General features: G+C 43.4%; 14 protein-coding genes. 13 read left to right on the top strand and 1 reads right to left on the bottom strand.

The window, feature by feature from the left end; translation table 11 throughout:
* Window positions 1-68: 68 nt before the first annotated feature.
* The 13 genes from J3455_RS16315 to J3455_RS16255 all read left to right on the top strand — a co-directional run bounded on the left by J3455_RS16315 (window position 69) and on the right by J3455_RS16255 (window position 14,847).
* A complete protein-coding gene (locus J3455_RS16315; RefSeq protein WP_130050229.1) occupies window positions 69-1,370 on the top strand; it encodes a GntP family permease in 1,302 nt (433 codons plus the stop codon).
* Window positions 1,371-1,379: 9 nt separating this feature from the next.
* Window positions 1,380-2,567, top strand: coding sequence for an E22 family MetX-like putative esterase (locus J3455_RS16310; protein WP_349562043.1), 1,188 nt, complete (start codon window positions 1,380-1,382; stop codon window positions 2,565-2,567).
* 4 nt (window positions 2,568-2,571) lie between these two features.
* Window positions 2,572-3,333, top strand: coding sequence for a 3-hydroxybutyrate dehydrogenase (locus J3455_RS16305; protein WP_130050231.1), 762 nt, complete (start codon window positions 2,572-2,574; stop codon window positions 3,331-3,333).
* Window positions 3,334-3,342: 9 nt separating this feature from the next.
* A complete protein-coding gene (locus J3455_RS16300) occupies window positions 3,343-4,050 on the top strand; it encodes a CoA transferase subunit A (protein WP_130050232.1) in 708 nt (235 codons plus the stop codon).
* A gap of 11 nt (window positions 4,051-4,061) precedes the next feature.
* Window positions 4,062-4,721: a 3-oxoacid CoA-transferase subunit B gene (locus J3455_RS16295; RefSeq protein ID WP_130050233.1), complete on the top strand. Its 660-nt coding sequence runs from the start codon at window positions 4,062-4,064 to the stop codon at window positions 4,719-4,721.
* Between the two features lie 226 nt (window positions 4,722-4,947).
* Window positions 4,948-6,189, top strand: a complete 1,242-nt coding sequence (locus J3455_RS16290) for an OprO/OprP family phosphate-selective porin (protein ID WP_178926384.1) — start codon at window positions 4,948-4,950, stop codon at window positions 6,187-6,189.
* A gap of 12 nt (window positions 6,190-6,201) precedes the next feature.
* Window positions 6,202-7,167, top strand: coding sequence for a Bug family tripartite tricarboxylate transporter substrate binding protein (locus J3455_RS16285; protein ID WP_286260124.1), 966 nt, complete (start codon window positions 6,202-6,204; stop codon window positions 7,165-7,167).
* Between the two features lie 9 nt (window positions 7,168-7,176).
* Window positions 7,177-7,641 (top strand): tripartite tricarboxylate transporter TctB family protein, encoded by a 465-nt coding sequence (locus J3455_RS16280; RefSeq protein ID WP_063700962.1) that lies wholly within the window; start codon window positions 7,177-7,179, stop codon window positions 7,639-7,641.
* Window positions 7,642-7,644: 3 nt separating this feature from the next.
* The gene (locus J3455_RS16275) at window positions 7,645-9,183 is read left to right on the top strand and encodes a tripartite tricarboxylate transporter permease (RefSeq protein ID WP_167658247.1); all 1,539 of its coding nucleotides are present in this window, start codon (window positions 7,645-7,647) and stop codon (window positions 9,181-9,183) included.
* A 14-nt stretch (window positions 9,184-9,197) separates the two neighbouring features.
* Entirely contained in the window at window positions 9,198-10,820 is a 1,623-nt protein-coding gene (locus J3455_RS16270; protein WP_349562042.1) for an ATP-binding protein, read from the top strand.
* A gap of 36 nt (window positions 10,821-10,856) precedes the next feature.
* Window positions 10,857-11,585, top strand: coding sequence for a response regulator (locus tag J3455_RS16265; RefSeq protein ID WP_130050238.1), 729 nt, complete (start codon window positions 10,857-10,859; stop codon window positions 11,583-11,585).
* Window positions 11,586-11,794: 209 nt separating this feature from the next.
* Complete coding sequence (gene fusA / locus J3455_RS16260) at window positions 11,795-13,882, top strand: elongation factor G (protein ID WP_130050239.1); 2,088 nt, start codon at window positions 11,795-11,797, stop codon at window positions 13,880-13,882.
* Between the two features lie 566 nt (window positions 13,883-14,448).
* Entirely contained in the window at window positions 14,449-14,847 is a 399-nt protein-coding gene (locus J3455_RS16255) for a hypothetical protein (protein WP_130050241.1), read from the top strand.
* 51 nt (window positions 14,848-14,898) lie between these two features.
* Here the strand turns inward: J3455_RS16255 and J3455_RS16250 are convergent, their stop codons facing one another.
* A complete protein-coding gene (locus J3455_RS16250; protein ID WP_349562041.1) occupies window positions 14,899-17,667 on the bottom strand; it encodes an ExeM/NucH family extracellular endonuclease in 2,769 nt (922 codons plus the stop codon).
* Window positions 17,668-17,756 lie beyond the last annotated feature (89 nt).

Genomic DNA, 17,756 nt, shown 5'->3' with positions numbered 1-17,756 from the left:
AGGTAAGACTGATAGCATTATTCCGATGTCACCTCATCTGTGTAATAACAATAATTATAGGAATGTCTATGCTGAGCATGATAGGACTGTTAGGCGGTTTAATACTGCTGATCATTTTAACGCTGCGTGGGGTAAATTTATTTATCGCCGCGCCAATCTGTGCGTTGTTAGTCGCACTTAGTAGTGGCATGGCCATTTTCCCTGTATCGGCAGATACAAACTTTATTAACGCCTATATGGATGGCTTTGCTGGTTTCTTAAGTGCGTGGTTCTTTATGTTCTTGCTGGGTTCTTTATTCGGTAAGTTCATGGAAGACACCGGTGCTGCAGACAGTGTTGCGAGCTATATTGTAGGCAAACTAGGTATGAAACACGCAGTTCTTGCGGTGGTGATCGCCTGTGCAGTTTTAACCTACGGCGGCGTGAGCGTCTTTATTGTTGCGTTTTCTGTTTACCCAATGGCATTAAGTTTGTTTAAAGATGCAAACTTACCGCGCCGCTTTATTCCAGCAACCCTGGCATTTGGCTCGGTGACCTTTACCATGACTTCGGCAGGCTCGCCAGAAATTCAAAACTGGATCCCGGTTAAGCACCTTGGCACGTCGCCATATGCAGCATGGGAAGTGAGCTTAGTGGTGGCCATTTTCATGGCAACAGTAGGTTATTTTTGGTTAAACAAGATGATCAAAAAAGCCGTTGCCAATGGTGAAACTTTTGAAGCTCGTGATGATGATCCTGTCATTATTGAGCGTCGTCGTCCGCACCCAATTACTGGTGTGATCCCGCTAATCGTGGTGTTACTTTTATCATTTACTCTACATGATGTACTGCAGCAAACAGCACTTATTGTAGCCTTGCTTGGTGGCGTATTGAGTATTGTGATTATCAACTTCAAGCATTTTCACGATATGGGAAATGCAATTAATGTTGGTACAACAGGCGCTTTAGTGGCAATCGGTAATACTGCAGCAGTGGTTGGTTTTGGAGCTGTAGCGAAAGTATCACCGGCATTTACCGCAGCAGTAGATGTGATGACTCATATGCCTGGGAATGAGCTGGTTGGCGCTGCAGTGGCAGTGAGTGTAATTGCTGGTTTAACGGGCTCTGCTTCTGGCGGGCAAGCTATTGCATTACCACTTGTAGCACCGGGTTATTTAGATATGGGAGTTAATCCTGAACAGCTGCACCGCGTGGTGGCAATTAGTTCTGGAGCTCTCGATACCTTGCCGCATAATGGCTATGTAGTGACAACAATACGCGCTATCTGTAAAGAAACGCATCAACGAGCGTATTGGTCAATGGCAGCACTTACTGCGGTCGTTCCGCTTATCGGTGTCGCATTGGCACTTGGACTCTTTATTTTCTTTTAAGGAACAGCAATGAAAACCAAATTAATAATTTTGCTATGGCTGGTTGTATTTAGTAGTACTGCGTTTGGTGCCGAAAACAAAGCCGAAACCATGCTAGTGGAAAAACAGCATTTTACGACAAAGGATTTTACCACTGTGTCTGGCGTGACCTTGGAGCAAGTGGATATTGGCTGGGAAAGTTACGGAAAACTAAACGCCAATAAAGATAACGTGATTTTAATTACTCATTATTTCTCTGGCACTTCTCATGCCGCAGGCAAATATAAAGCGGATGATGCCCTACCGGGTTATTGGGATGCGATTATCGGCCCAGGCAAAGCTATCGATACGAATAAATATTATGTGATTAGTTCAGATACGTTAGTGAATGCCAACTGGCATGATGAAAATGTAATCACCACAGGCCCTGCATCAACTAATCCTAAAACAGGCAAACCTTATGGTTTAGATTTTCCTGTGGTTACGATTACTGATTTTGTGAATGTGCAAAAGCGTTTACTTGAAAGCCTAGGTATCACTAAGTTACATGCTGTGATGGGCGCATCAATGGGGTCGTTTCAAGCACTTGAGTGGGCAACACGTTACCCAGATAAAGTTGAGCGTTTAATTCATGTGATTGGCGCTGCAACGATGGATGCATGGACAGTCGCAGCACTTGAAAAATGGGCGTTACCAATTCGTTTAGATAAAAACTGGCAGCAAGGTAATTATTACGGCAAAGAGCGTCCGTTAGATGGCTTAGCGGCAACCATGCTTAATATTACGCAAGATGCGATGCATCCAATTATTTATAACGCGAGCTTCCCTGACTTTAACGTGCTTGATGAAGGCGCGTTAAAAGATATTCGTACCTTGCCTAAGTTAAACCAAGTACTAGCACAACGTGCAATGGCGCGTGCGAAAACCCAAGATGCAAATCATGTACTTTATTTGGTCCGGGCATCACAACTATTTACCGCTGGCATGCAAAGCGATTTAACAACTGCACTTAAAAATGTATCTGCCAAAACATTATTACTACCCGCAACGAACGACTTACTGCTTCGCCCTGAAAACATGCGCACCGTGTTTGACACCATGAAATCAGCAGGTAAAGACGTTGAGATTTCAGAAATTGAAGGGGGCTGGGGACACCTTGATGGCATTTTCTCAATAGCCCCTAAAGCGCAGCTTATCAGTGAGTTTTTAGAGGAGTAGCCCGATGAGCAAAACAGTTTTAATTACTGGTGCAGCCAGTGGTATTGGTTTATATGTTGCCCAGCAACTAGCGATGCAAGGCCACACTATTATTGTCACTGATTTAAATCAGCAAGCTGCAAAACAGGCGGCAGCAGGTATTGTTGAGCAAGGTGGTAGCGCCGAAGGGTATGCACTTAATGTGGCAGATAGTGATGCAATAGAGCAGTTTTTCAATGAGCTTAATCAGCCGATTGATGTGCTTATTAATAATGCGGGTATTCAGCACGTTGCAAAGCTTGAAGATTTTCCGGCTGATAAGTGGCAGTTTTTACAGCAAGTTATGCTCGTTGGCCCGGCGATGATGACCAAAGCCGTGCTACCACGAATGCGTGAACAAGACTTTGGTCGCATCATTAATATTGGTTCAATCCACGCCATGGTGGCGTCCAAATATAAGTCAGCTTATATCGCTGCGAAGCATGGCTTAATCGGCTTTGCTAAAACTATGGCACTGGAAACTGGCGATGCCAATATCACTATTAACACTGTGTGCCCAGCGTATGTAAAAACGCCGCTAGTGGAGCAACAAATTGCCTCACAAGCAAAAGAACACGGTATTTCAGAGCAACAAGTGATTGACACGATTATGCTGGCACCAATGCCGAAAAAAGCATTTATCGGTTTAGATGAGATCCTGCATACCGTTAGCTTTTTAATGGCCGATGCAGCACGCAATATTACCGCCCAAGCAATCGCCATTGATGGCGGTTGGACTGCACAATAGGAGGAGCCAATGGCAGGTTTTGATAAAGTAGTTACAAGTTACAGCGAAGCGATGGCAGGCCTTGAAGATGGCATGACAGTGATAGCGGGTGGTTTTGGTTTATGCGGTATTCCTGAGGGTCTGATTGCACAAATTAAACGTCAAGGCACCCGTGATTTAACTGTGGTATCGAATAACTGTGGCGTTGATGGTTTTGGTTTAGGTGTGCTGCTTGAAGACAAACAGATCAGCAAGATGGTTGCATCTTATGTAGGTGAAAACGCACTATTTGAGCAGCAGCTATTAAATGGTGAACTTGAAGTTGAGCTAACACCGCAAGGCACTTTAGCTGAAAAAATGCGTGCTGGCGGTGCGGGCATCCCTGCATTTTATACCGCAACAGGGGTGGGGACCCCGGTAGCTGACGGTAAAGAAACCCGCAATATTAATGGTCGCGATTATTTATTAGAGCCAAGCATTACTGGCGATTTTGCGATAGTTAAAGCATGGAAAGCAGATCGCTACGGTAACTGCATTTATCGTCATACGGCGATGAACTTTAATCCGATGGCAGCAACCGCAGGCAAAGTTACGGTTCTTGAAGTTGAAGAAATTGTTGAGCCAGGAGAGCTGGAGCCAAGCCAAATTCACACGCCGGGTATCTATATTGATCGGGTGATTAAGGGTGAATTTGAAAAGCGCATCGAGAAAGTTACCACTAAGCAAGAGAATCAATAAGGAGCACGCTGATGGCATTATCACGAGAACAAATCGCTAAACGCGTGGCGATGGAACTACAGGATGGTTACTACGTTAACTTGGGTATAGGTATTCCAACCTTGGTCGCTAATTATGTCCCTGATGGCATCGAAGTGATGCTGCAATCTGAAAATGGTTTACTCGGTATGGGGCCATACCCAAGTGCAGACCAAGTTGATGCCGATATGATCAACGCAGGCAAAGAAACGGTCACTGCTGCAACGGGGGCGGCTATTTTTAGCTCTGCTGAAAGCTTTGCCATGATCCGCGGCGGCCACGTTGATTTAACCGTGCTGGGTGCGTTTGAAGTGGACCAAAACGGCAATATTGCCAGTTGGATGATCCCGAAAAAGTTGGTTAAAGGAATGGGCGGTGCGATGGATTTAGTCGCCGGTGCTAAAAACATTATTTGTACCATGACCCATGCCAACAAGCATGGCGAATCAAAACTGCTGACCGAATGTAGTTTGCCGTTAACAGGTGTTGGTTGTATCAATAAAGTGATTACCGATTTGGCACTTTTAGAAATTAAAGACGGTGCATTTCATTTATTAGAGCGTGCCCCGGGTGTCTCGGTTGATGAGATTATTGCTAAGACACAGGGCAAGCTTATTGTCTCTGGCGACATTCCTGAGATGACTTTTAGCTAGTTTTACGACTTTAAGCAGTTAATTTGCCTAGAATTTATACTAAACCCCAATAATGTGCTTTTTGTTCATGACTTTTATGAACAAAAAGCTATTTATCACCATCAATGCAACTTACCCCCTAAACATTTCGTTAATCTATCGTTAACACTATGCTCCAAACCAGATCGCCATTTGCAGTAGGCCGATCAACGACAACAAATAATTATAATCTGGTGTGGAGTAATTCATGAAAGCAAGTAACACACAGCTCGCTTTAGCCTTTGTAGCGGCGTTAGCAAGTACATCAGCATTCGCACAAAGCGACACTGAACAATTACAGCAACAACTCGACGCACTTCAAAAAGAAGTGGACTCATTGAAAGCATCAAGTAGCTTTAACTTAGAGTTTGGCGGTCGCGTTCAACTTGACTACAACTACTTTGATGGTGCCTACAATGCCAATAATGAAGGTACAGGGGGGAGTGAATTCTTCCCTCGTCGTATCCGTACTTATGTTGAAAGTGAACATGGCAAGTGGGATCACAAACTACTACTCGAATTTGCTGAAGGCACGGCTGAAATCGTGTTAGCGCGTGTACGTTATGCATTCGACAACGGCTTAAAAGTAAAAGCCGGTAAAATCCGCGAAGATATGTCGCTCAATGCACTAACCAGTTCAAAACATATTAATACTATTGAGCGCAGCACCCTTGCTAATTCTTTCTCACCTTTCTTCCGTTGGGGTATCTCGGCTTATCAATACTTTAAAGACTCAGGTTTACGTTATGCCGTGGGTGTTTACAAGAACGATGCGTTTGGTGCCTCAGGCCACGACGAAGATGACAAACTGACATTGGCTGTAACAGGTCGCTTAACGTGGTCTAGTGCAGCACCAGGTGATGTGATTCATTTAGGTGCTTGGCACTCTTATCGTGATATGGGTGGTAATGATTTAAGCGCTCGTTTTGCCCGTGGTGAAGTGCGTGAAACCAATGTTCGCTTAGTGGATTACGCGGTCGGTGGTGAAACGGCTGCGCTTGATAGCATGTCGCAAAGCGGTCTTGAATTTGCCTACCAAGCGAATGCATTCACTCTAGAGGCTGAATATGCCAGCCGTTATCTCGATACGGTTGATAGCAGCAATGAACTTGATGGAGAGCGTTTTGATGGCTTTCATGTTTCGGCAAGTTATTTCTTAGGCGGTGAGCAGCGCCGTTACAAAGCAGGTTCAGCATTATTTGTGCAACCAAAAGGGATTAAAGATGCATGGGAGCTTGTTGCACGTGTGTCACAAATGAACGCCAGCAGCAAACAGCAAGGTACCGACGTAACCACTTACACAGTAGGCACATCATATTACCTAAGCAGCGATATCAAATTTATGGGCAACCTGATTTACAGCGATGTTGATGGTGCCGGTGCTTCTACGCTGGTAGGTGATGAAGATTCAGGTATGGGCATCAGTGCTCGTATGCAGTACTTATTTTAGGAGTCGTGCATTATGACTAAGTTTAAATCATTAAAAAGCTCTCTTTTAGCAGCTTCGTTATTAGTAACCAGCCCGCTAGCATTGGCAAACTTACACTTTTTGGTACCGGGTGGCCCTGGTGGCGGTTGGGATACCACAGCACGTGGTGTCGGTGAAGCAATGGTGAAAGCGGGCATTGAAGATAATGCATCGTTTCAGAATATGTCGGGCGGCGGCGGTGGCCGTGCGATTGCTTATTTGATTGAGTCGGGCACTAAAAAAGGCGATATGTTGATGGTTAACTCAACGCCTATCGTACTGCGCGCATTATCAGGAAAAATCCCTTACAGTTATCGCGATTTAACGCCAGTTGCCAGCATGATTGCTGATTATGGTGCGTTTGTTGTCCGTAATGACTCACCTTTTAAAACATGGCAAGACGTTATTGATGCAATGAAAAAAGACTCTGGCTCTGTAAAAGTAGCGGGTGGCTCAGCGCGCGGCAGCATGGATCACTTAGTAGCAGCACAAGCGGTGAAAGCAGCGGGTATTGATGGTCGTCGATTACGTTACATTCCTTACGATGCCGGTGGTAAAGCGAAAGCAGGTTTATTGTCGGGTGAGGTCAACTTACTTTCGACAGGCTTAAGTGAGGCACTCGAAGTCGCTAATGGCGGTCAGGCACGGATTTTAGCGGTGACTTCTGCAGATAAATTGCCAGATTACCCAGCAATTCCAACCTTAAAGTCGCTAGGTTACGACATGGAGTTCGTAAACTGGCGCGGCTTTTTTGCGACCCCAGATTTACCTGCAGATAAGCTAGCAGAGTACACAGAAAAGCTGCGTAAGCTGCAACAAACCCCTGAATGGGAAGCGGTTCGTGCCCGTAATGGTTGGCTAAATCTGTTTCAAGAAAAAGACGCGTTTATTAAATCGCTTGAGCAGCAAGAAGCGCAATTACGCGTTGTAATGAAAGAACTTGGTTTTATCCGAGGCTAAGGTTAGACAATGTTAAACCGTGAACTAATTGGACCAAGTTTATTCTTGGTCCTCTTTACCCTCTACGCCCTTGTGGCTTGGCAAATTCCACTTATGCCATTTGAAGAGTACGAAAGTGTTACTTCAGCAACCTTACCAAAAGTGTATGCAGTATTCGGTATCGTGGTGTGTGTACTTTCGATTGGTGCCAACTTATTAAAGCAGGCGCCTGCAGAAAAAGCAGAGCTACTCAGTAAAGGCAACTTACTACGTACCTTTGCACTGTTGGTTTTAATGGTTGCTTATAGCGCCATGCTTGAACCGTTTGGTTTTTTAATTGCCACCAGTGCATTTTTAATTGCTGGCTTTTTTATTATGGGTGAACGCCGTAAGAAGGTGTTGTTGTTTGCTTCAGTGCCTGTGGCCGTGGTTTTTTGGTTTTTAATGACACAAGTACTGGGCATCTACTTAGTACCTGGCAATCTGTGGAGTTAAGTTATGCTTGATGGAATTATGTTAGGTTTGTCGACCGTACTCGACTGGAACAACTTGTTATATGTGATTGTAGGCTGCTTTGTTGGCACGTTCATCGGTATGTTACCTGGTCTAGGTCCAATTACTGCGATTGCGTTGATGATCCCGATCACTTACAGCATCGGTGCTGATTCGGGCATGATTTTAATGGCCGGTGTTTACTACGGGGCTATATTCGGTGGCTCTACTTCTTCTATTTTGATTAATGCGCCGGGTGTGGCGGGGACGGTAGCGTCATCGTTTGATGGCTACCCGCTAGCAAAGCAGGGTAAGGCAGGTAAAGCCCTTGCGATTGCAGCTTATTCATCCTTTATAGGCGGTACGATTGGGGCCATTTTACTGATGGTGGCTGCGCCTTTATTAGCAAAAGTGTCATTAAGTTTCCAATCGCCTGATTATGTTGTACTGATGTTTTTAGGCTTAACGGCCATTGCCGCGTTCTCTAATAAAGGGCAATTTCTAAAAGCCATGATGATGACGGTATTTGGTTTAATGCTGGCAACAGTAGGGATTGATCCCTCTTCAGGTACCGAGCGCTTTACCTTTGGCCAAGCTGATTTATTAGATGGTATTAGCTTTTTATTAGTAGCAATGGCAACGTTCGCGTTGGCTGAAGCTCTGATTAATGTGGCACGCCCTGAAGCTGAACCAGATAAAAAAATTGATGATCCTGATACGCCAAAAATTGGCTCAACAAAACTGACTAAAGAAGAAGTAAAAGACATGGCTCCTGTGGTTGGCCGATCATCTTTACTTGGCTTTATTGTCGGTGTTTTACCGGGCGCAGGGGCAACCATTGCCAGCTTTATGGCCTATGCCACTGAGCGGAACCTTGCTCCAAAGGCACTGAAAGATAAATTTGGTAAGGGCTCAATGCGTGGCTTAGCCGCACCTGAGTCTGCTAATAATGCTGCTTGTACGGGCTCATTTGTACCATTACTGACTTTAGGTATTCCGGGTTCGGGCACTACTGCGATTATGCTAGGTGCATTAATTGCCTACGGTATTCAGCCGGGTCCTATGCTAATGCAAGAAAATCCAAGTGTGTTTTGGGCGGTAATTGTCAGTATGTACTTTGGCAATATTGTACTGCTTATTTTGAATTTGCCGTTGATTCCGTATTTTGCCAAAGTGCTGGCAATGCCTAAATCTGTGCTGACAGTAATGATTTTATTCTTCAGCTTAATTGGCGTGTATTTAGTGTCATTTAACACCTTTGATTTATTTATGATGGTGGGCTTTGCGCTGGTGGCCTTGGTGCTTAGATTGTTAGCTTTCCCGATGGCGCCTTTATTACTTGGCTTTATCCTCGGTGATATGATTGAGCGAAATTTCCGCCGTGCGATGATGATTTCAGATGGCTCGCTGAGCTTTTTATGGGACCGCCCATTAACACTGAGTATTTTTGTGATTTCGATCTTAGTGTTGTTGTTCCCACTGAAAGACTATATTGTCCAACGTCGTAAAGACAAAGCAGCTACGCAAACAGGGCAACATGCGTAGTACAAGGCACTGATATGAGATACACCAATAAGCTAAACCCATTTCAGCATGTGGTTAAAAAACCAAAGCGCTTAGAAACGCGGCTCATCATTTGGGTTACCGGTCTATGTGTTTTACAGGCTGTGTTGTTTGGCGCTTTGGTGTATCAGATCACTGCAGAAAGCTTACATAACCACATGGGTGATAAAGCGCTTTCGCTAGCAACCAGTATTGCTTCACGAGATGACGTGCTAAACGCATTACAAACCAAGCAAGGGCTTAATGAGTTAAATAAGCAAATAGAGCATATTCATGAACTAACCGCAGCTAGTTTTATTGTTATCGGTGATAGGAATACCCGTCGCATTGTTCACCCCGACTCTGACAAGCTGGGTAAACCTATGGTGGGTGGGGATAGTAAAGCGGCGCTACGTGGTGAGCGTTATGTGTCGATTGCAAAGGGGAGTTTGGGCGAGTCTATCCGTGGCAAAGTCCCTGTGCTCTCAGAGCAAGGCGAAGTCATCGGCTTGGTATCGGTTGGCTTTTTAGTGCAATCAATTGAACCGCTCATTCGTGCTCGCAGTGCTGAAATTATGCTTTGGGGCTTGTTGTTAGTCGGTTTAAGTATTTTGGCTGCGGTGTATATCGGGCAACGGGTTCGTAACGCTATTTTTGGTTTACAGCCTGACGAAATTGCAAGGCTGTTCTCAGAGCAAGATGCTATTTTGAATACTGTTCGTAGCGGCATTATCGCCCTCGATCCTGAAGGTAACGTGCGTAACTTAAACCAACGTGCTTGCGAAATCCTTGGTAAACCGATCAGCTGTATTCATCAGCCACTTAAGCTTGAAGATTTACTTCCTGAACATACTGAGTTTTTGATGCATAACCAACAGCGTCCGATTGTAGGTTTTGAATTATTTGCTGCAGATAAACGCATTGTGTTGTCGCGATATGCACTGCAAGTTCAAGATCAGGCTGATGGGATTTTATTGAGTATGCGCCCAGCGGATGAGCTTGAGTATTTATCGCAGCAACTAACTAAAGTGCAAGCTTTTGCTGAGCTATTACGAGTACAAACTCATGATTACTCAAACAAGCTAAACTTGATTGGTGCATTAATTCAAATGGGACAAACTGAGCAGGCTATTGAGTTAATTGGACAAGAAAGCAAGGGCTCGCAAGCACAGATCCATCATTTACTCGAAAGGATCCAAGATCCGGTACTTGCTGGGTTACTTGTTGGTAAATACCATAAAGCCCGTGAATTAAACGTAATACTTGAGCTTAATCCAGATAGCTTATTGGGATCAATCACCCGTAAAGATATGCTGGAACGGGTTGTCTCGATACTTGGCAATTTGATTGATAACGCAATTGAAGCCGCTATTCGAGCTAGCGATACACGTACCCCTAAGGTTCGTGTTACGGTTGATGAAACCAGTAAAACATTATTGTTTGATGTTGAAGACAGCGGTTTTGGTTTAGGCGATGACAAGGATGTGATATTTACACCACAATACAGTTCTAAGTCAGGGGCTGAGCATGGTATTGGCCTTTATTTAGTCAAAACCAACTTAGATTCGTGTCGTGGTAGTTTAGAAATAGGTGAGTCTGATCTGATGGGGGCACGTTTAAGTGTCTACATTCCAAAATAATAAAAATGATCAGCCTATAAATAAAAGGTAAAGAACATGACTTACTCAGTTGTCATTGTTGAAGATGAAGTAGAAGTTGCCCAATTATTGGCGCAATATTTATTACTTCCTCATGGCGTAGCTGGCCAACAAGGGGCGCGGCAAACACTGCGTCAAGGGCAATATCAGGTTGTTGGTATTGCAGGCAATCTTGCCACTGCGAAAGCGTTATTATCGGCCGTTAATGCCGATTTAATTTTGCTCGATATTCATTTACCCGATGGCAATGGTCTTGATTTACTTAATGAGTTGCGCCGCGAGGAAATGAAAAGCGAAGTAATGCTTTTAACCGCAGCAAAAGAAGTAGAAACACTAGAAAAAGCCATGCAGCTTGGCGCTTGTGACTTCTTGGTTAAGCCATTAATGCTAAATCGCTTAGATCAAGCATTGGCACGATTCGAAGCAAGACAACAATGTTTCTCAGATGCCGATGAAGTAACCCAATCTATGGTCGATACTTTATTTGGATCGCAAGAACAGTTAAAAACGCCAGTTAGGCTACCAAAAGGGGTGGATCAGCTTACTTTGCAAAAGATCTTAAAAGCTTTTAAAGCGAATATTGGCACGGCTTTTACTGCTCAGCAAATGGGGGATTTAGTGGGCGTAAGTCGCTCAACAGCCCGCCGTTACCTCGAATACTTGCTTGAAGCCGAGCAAGTCAGTGCTGATCAGAGCTACGGGAGTATCGGGCGACCTGAGCGCTGTTATAAAATGACAAGCAGCTAATCGCATCATTTAATTGCCAAATCAGCTCTAAATTAGCGATTTTAGTAGCATAAACTCACTGTTCGGCACGTTAAAAAGTGCCGCTTATCCTGAGCATAGAAAAATTTTATAAAATTGATTGCATTTTAAGCGACTTCGATGGTGATGTTCGCTTTAAGTAATGCTATACTCCCGCCGAATAATTTTTCGACTTTATTAAGAGTAAAATAATGGCAGATTTATCGAAGTACAGAAATATTGGTATTTTCGCCCACGTTGACGCGGGTAAAACTACCACCACTGAGCGTATCCTTAAGCTTACGGGTAAAATTCATAAGACTGGTGAGGTACACGACGGTGAGTCTACTACTGACTTCATGGAACAAGAAGCTGAGCGTGGTATTACAATCCAATCAGCAGCTGTAACTTGTGAGTGGAAAGGCCACCGCTTAAACGTTATCGATACTCCGGGACACGTTGACTTCACAGTAGAAGTATACCGTTCACTTAAAGTACTAGACGGTGGTATCGGTGTATTCTGTGGTTCTGGTGGTGTTGAGCCGCAGTCAGAAACTAACTGGCGTTATGCGAACGAATCAGAAGTTGCACGTGTAATCTTCGTAAACAAATTAGACCGTATGGGTGCTGATTTCTACCGCGTTGTAGGTCAAGTTGAGAAAGTACTAGGTGCTAACCCACTAGTTATGACTTTACCAATCGGTATCGAAGACCAATTTTGTGGTGTTGTAGACGTACTTGAGAAAAAAGCATACGTTTGGGACGAGACTGGTCTTCCTGAAAACTACGAAGTACAAGACGTTCCAGCTGACATGGTAGACAAAGTTGATGAATACCATGAGATGCTTGTTGAGTCTGCTGTTGAGCAAGACGAAGACCTAATGATGGCTTACATGGAAGGTGAAGAGCCTTCTCTAGAAGACATCAAACGTTGTATCCGTAAAGGTACTCGTGATCTTGCGTTCTTCCCAACATACTGTGGTTCTGCATTCAAAAACAAAGGTATGCAGTTAGTACTAGACGCGGTTGTAGATTACCTACCTTCGCCTACAGAAGTTGACCCACAACCTCTAACTGATCCTGAAACAGGTGAGCCTACTGGTGAAGTAGCAACTGTTTCTGCAGATGAGCCACTTAAAGCGTTAGCGTTCAAAATCATGGACGACCGTTTCGGTGCACTTACGTTCATCCGTATCTACGCTGGTCGCATGAAGAAAGGTGACACAATCCTTAACTCAGCAACTGGTAAAACAGAGCGTATCGGCCGTATGGTTGAGATGCAAGCTGACGAGCGTAACGAACTTACTGAAGCACAAGCGGGTGACATCATCGCTGTTGTTGGTATGAAGAACGTTCAAACTGGTCACACTCTTTGTGATCCTAAGCACGAATGTACACTTGAAGCGATGATCTTCCCTGATCCAGTAATCTCAATCGCTGTTGCTCCTAAAGACAAAGGCGGTAACGAGAAGATGGGTATCGCGATCGGTAAGATGGTTGCAGAAGATCCTTCATTCCAAGTTGAAACTGACGAAGATTCAGGCGAAACCATCCTTAAAGGTATGGGTGAGCTTCACTTAGATATCAAAGTAGATATCCTTAAGCGTACTTACGGCGTAGACCTAGTTGTTGGTCAACCTCAGGTTGCTTACCGTGAAACTATCACGAAAGAAATCGAAGATAGCTACACGCATAAGAAACAATCTGGTGGTTCTGGTCAATTCGGTAAGATCGATTACCGCATCAAGCCAGGCGAGCAAAACTCAGGCTTCACGTTCTCTTCATCAGTTGTTGGTGGTAACGTACCTAAAGAATTCTGGCCTGCAGTTGAGAAAGGCTTCGCATCAATGATGCAAGAAGGTGTTCTAGCTGGCTTCCCAGTATTAGACGTTGAAGTTGAACTTTTCGACGGTGCTTTCCACGCAGTTGACTCATCAGCAATCGCGTTCGAAATCGCTGCTAAAGGCGCTTTCCGTCAGTCTATCCCTAAAGCGGGTGCACAACTTCTTGAGCCAATCATGAAAGTTGACGTATTCACTCCGGAAGACAACGTAGGTGACGTAATCGGTGACCTTAACCGTCGTCGTGGTATGATCAAAGACCAAGAAGCTGGCGCAATGGGCGTTCGCATCAAGGGTGATGTACCACTTTCTGAAATGTTCGGTTACATCGGCCACTTACGTACAATCACGTCAGGTCGTGGTCAGTTCTCTATGGAGTTCTCACACTACGCACCATGTCCTGCAAACGTTGCTGAAACAGTAATCGCTGCAGAAAAAGAGAAAAAAGCTGCTAAGTAATTAGCCTTTTAATTCTTTGAAAAAACCCGCACTAGTTGCGGGTTTTTTATATTCTAAAAAGATATTTAATTGATATAAACAAAACTATTCAATGTAAATGGTTGATTTTTGTTCAGTCCTTCTTATACCAACCCGCAATAATACTTAATCATTTTGAGGGATTAAACCTGTCGCTAACTGCGTTAAAAATTTCTCATTTAGAACAACTAAATAACGAAATTTTTGCCTTGTTCTCAACGAGGTTTAATTGCCTCAAAATAGACTACTTAATTAAGCGGATTGGTATTAATTGTCGCAATCCAATAATCTCATTCTTTAGTATCTATATATCTCTAACATTAAGCTTAAAGTCTTGGTGTTGGTTTTTTAAGTGTTATTTTCATACAAAATTAATATTTCATAAAAGACTGTGTTTTTAGTAGGTTGCAATCCAAATATTGAAATGCACTTATAAAGTATTTTTATTCACTTGTGTACCTATTTTCAGCAATGTAGAATCGTGATAACAACCATTTTTAGTTATTTAGTATTAATTTTCTAAAGCTATCAAATTAAGATTTATATTTATGAAAATGATCAAGTTAAGTCCAAACTGGATTTTACAAGGAATCAAGATCGCGTTGGCTATGCTTATTGCATTAGTTGCCAACTCCTTTGGAACATCATTATTAATTATTATTTTGCCTGTATTACTTATATTTCTTGTGCTGAGCTATTTAGGGATGCGCTCTTTATATTGTTATAAGGCAGGGATATGTTACTCATTAGGCTTAGGAAAGCGTTATATAAATGCTGAGGACATTAAGGAAATTGAGTTTAAATCGGTGGCATTTTTGACTGTTTTTAGGGTTTTCCTTAAAAATGGCAAAGTATTAAGGTTTATTAATTGGCAAATTGATGAGCAGCAACAGGGCTCGATAACAGCACTTTACCAACCTGACAATAAAGAAGAACAAATCGCTTAACGATACAAATAAAATGGCCGCGAAAGCGGCCATTTATTCATATTGTGTCGTTTATTTCTTTAGACGACGACGCAGTGCAAATGGTAAAGCTAGTAAGCTTAACCAAGCAAGTGAACCAGAATCATCATCTTTAGACTCTTTCTCTGCTTCATCTTCTTCAGTTACATCATCTGCTTCATCGTTAGTAATGTTGATGTATAGCAGTTGCGCTTCTGATAAGTTGCCTGCGCTATCCTGTGCACGGATCATCAGCGTAAGCTTATCTTCTTCTTCGAAATCTAGCTCTTTAGCAACTGTGATTTCACCTGCGGCACTGATTGCAATCGCATCTGCATGCTCACCAACAATACTAAAACTTACTACAGGTGTGTAATCAGCATCGCCATCAGAGAAAACTAATTGGCCTATAACTGCGCCAATTTCACTGTTTTCTACGATTTCGAATGTTTGATCTGCTTCGATTATAGGTGCTTGTTGCTCAGGAATAGGCTCTGCAGATTGAATATCAATAATCACAGGATCGTGATCAGATGCACGATATGCATTATCTGCATAAAGGCCTGCTTGTTGTGTTGCTGACTTATACTCAAGGTTGTAGTCTAGGCTGATTGGCTCATCGGCATTGATATGCCAATCAGTCGCAGCAACAACTTTATCAAGCATAGATTCAGTTACTAGCGCGTGGTCAAGACTACCAATACGGCCAGAGAAGCTATAAGAGTAACCTAATGTATCACCGTCTAGTTCAGCAACCGCACTCTTAAGACCTTTGTCTGCAAATGCACGAATAGGATCTTCCATCGCGTAAGAGTTCATGTCACCCACTAGGATGATATCTTCATCTTCAACTTCAGTTGGGTAAGTTGCTAACCAATCTGCATAAGCATTAGCACCCGCAACACGGATTTCATTCCAACAGGCTTGACCATCGCCTAAGTCAGCATTATTACCCTCAGCGCTGCCACAGCCACCTTTAGATTTTAAGTGGGCAACTGCAACTGTGAAGATTTCTTCGCTTTCAAGAGATTTGAAGCTTTGGGCAATAGGCGGACGATTGCTGTAATCAAAAGGTTCAGCAGTTGTATGAGCTGCCTTACCTACTTCTGATACTTTATTTGAGCGATAAATTAAAGCTGTTGTGATTTGATCAGTACCAATTTTTTCAACATCAAAATCAACAAATGCGTAAGTGTTTTCTGCATCTTCGTCATTAAGTGCTGAAACTAGGCTTGCAATAGCACTGTTTTCACCGAAACCATCGTTTTCGATTTCCATTAAGCCAATGACATCAGCATTGATAGCTGTAATTGCACTGACAATTTTTGCTTGCTGACGAATAAACTCTTCTTCGCTGTCTGCACCACGGCTAGTTGGGAAACCTGCGCCTTGGCCATCACCATTGAAATAGTTTAATACGTTGAAGCTCGCTACACGAAGATCTGCATCTTCGTTAAGCTCTGGCGCATCGGTACGTGGGTTTGTTGCTGTAAACTCAGGTTGCACTGTAGGGTGAATGCGGTAACGGTTGAAACTGTAACCCATCACACCTGTAACAGTGTTTACTGTGTCACCCGAACGTAATGTGTTATAGGCATCAAGACCTGTGCCTGGGTAGGCGATTGGATCAAGGTTTTGTTTTGTTGAACCATCGTCGAGTAAGATTTGTTTTTTCAGGTTTTCAGCTTCAACAGCATTTGCTGCATCACCCGGTAGTGCAATTTGAGTACCTTGGTATAAACGCTCAGTACCTAAGTCAACCTCACCATAACGGCCAAGACCGTAGTTGTTATTGACAACTAAAGGTTGATCTATGGTTACTAACATACCTTCATAGGCTTCAAGGTCTGCAACTTCAGCAACTGGTAAAGTAACAACGGTTGGATCTGTAGATAGGCCTGTAGCACAGATTTCAACTTGGCTTACATCACCTAGCTGTGTCGCGCTGTAGTATTCAGCTACGCTACCTTTAACACGTACATGATCACCAACGGCAACATCAGTATCTGCGAAATAAACAAATACACCTTCAGAGGTAAGTGGGTTTGTATCAGCATCAGCAGCAAGTGAGCTAATAAAGAAGCCTTTTAGCTGATCATCAGCTTGGAAGTCTGCGGTCACTACACCTTCAACTTCAACTTCAGTGTCAATAAGTGGGCTGTCGCCGCCTTCACCTTGAATTGCGTTGATTAATGTTTTTGTTGCTCCACACTCAAGCGGAGTAACTGGCTCTGGCTCAGGAGTTGGTTCTGTGCTTTCACCGTATTGACCAATATTGCTAAAATCATTTTGGTCGAATTGTTCCCACTCTTCGCTAGGGTTAAATGCTGATGTTGCATCAGTACGACCTGAAGTCACAGTCGTTTTGCGACGTAGTGTTTTATTGGCTGTTGTTACACCGCCTTCATCCCATGCTGAACCAGGATCAACACCTAGTTGACCAAAGCTATCAACTATTTCACCGTCTTTAGTTAGGACTAGCGCGTCATCACCGTTGAAGTAAGTAATTGTTGATTCTGTATCGGCTTTTGTCTTCAATTCATCAACAGAACCAGCGTTAACAATAACGTAGGTCGCATTTGCTGCAAGTGTACCTGTTAAAGCTAAGCTGTTGTTTGGATCTGCTAGGTCTCCATTACCATTTGAGTATAAAGAGATAGTGTAACCATCAAGCGATAGTTCAGCGCCAGAGTTGTTGTAAAGTTCTACCGCTTTATTGTTAGAGCTTCCTTCAACGTATTCAGAGATGATTAGGTTGGCAGAAGCAGGCGCGCTCAGGCTTGCAATAACAAGCGCGAGCGGCGTTAATTTTGTATTTATCATTATTTTTCCCGTGTATGTATTTTTAAAGTCCCAATATGGGACACAGTACTTTAAGAAAAATCTATGACAAATTAAATGCAAAATGTTAA

Origin of the sequence: Pseudoalteromonas sp. NFXS39 (genome assembly GCF_040148775.1) — a bacterium.
Classification (GTDB): Bacteria; Pseudomonadota; Gammaproteobacteria; order Enterobacterales; family Alteromonadaceae; genus Pseudoalteromonas; species Pseudoalteromonas apostichopi.
Note: the sequence above shows the minus strand (reverse complement) of the source record. Positions and strands in the feature narration are given on the sequence as shown.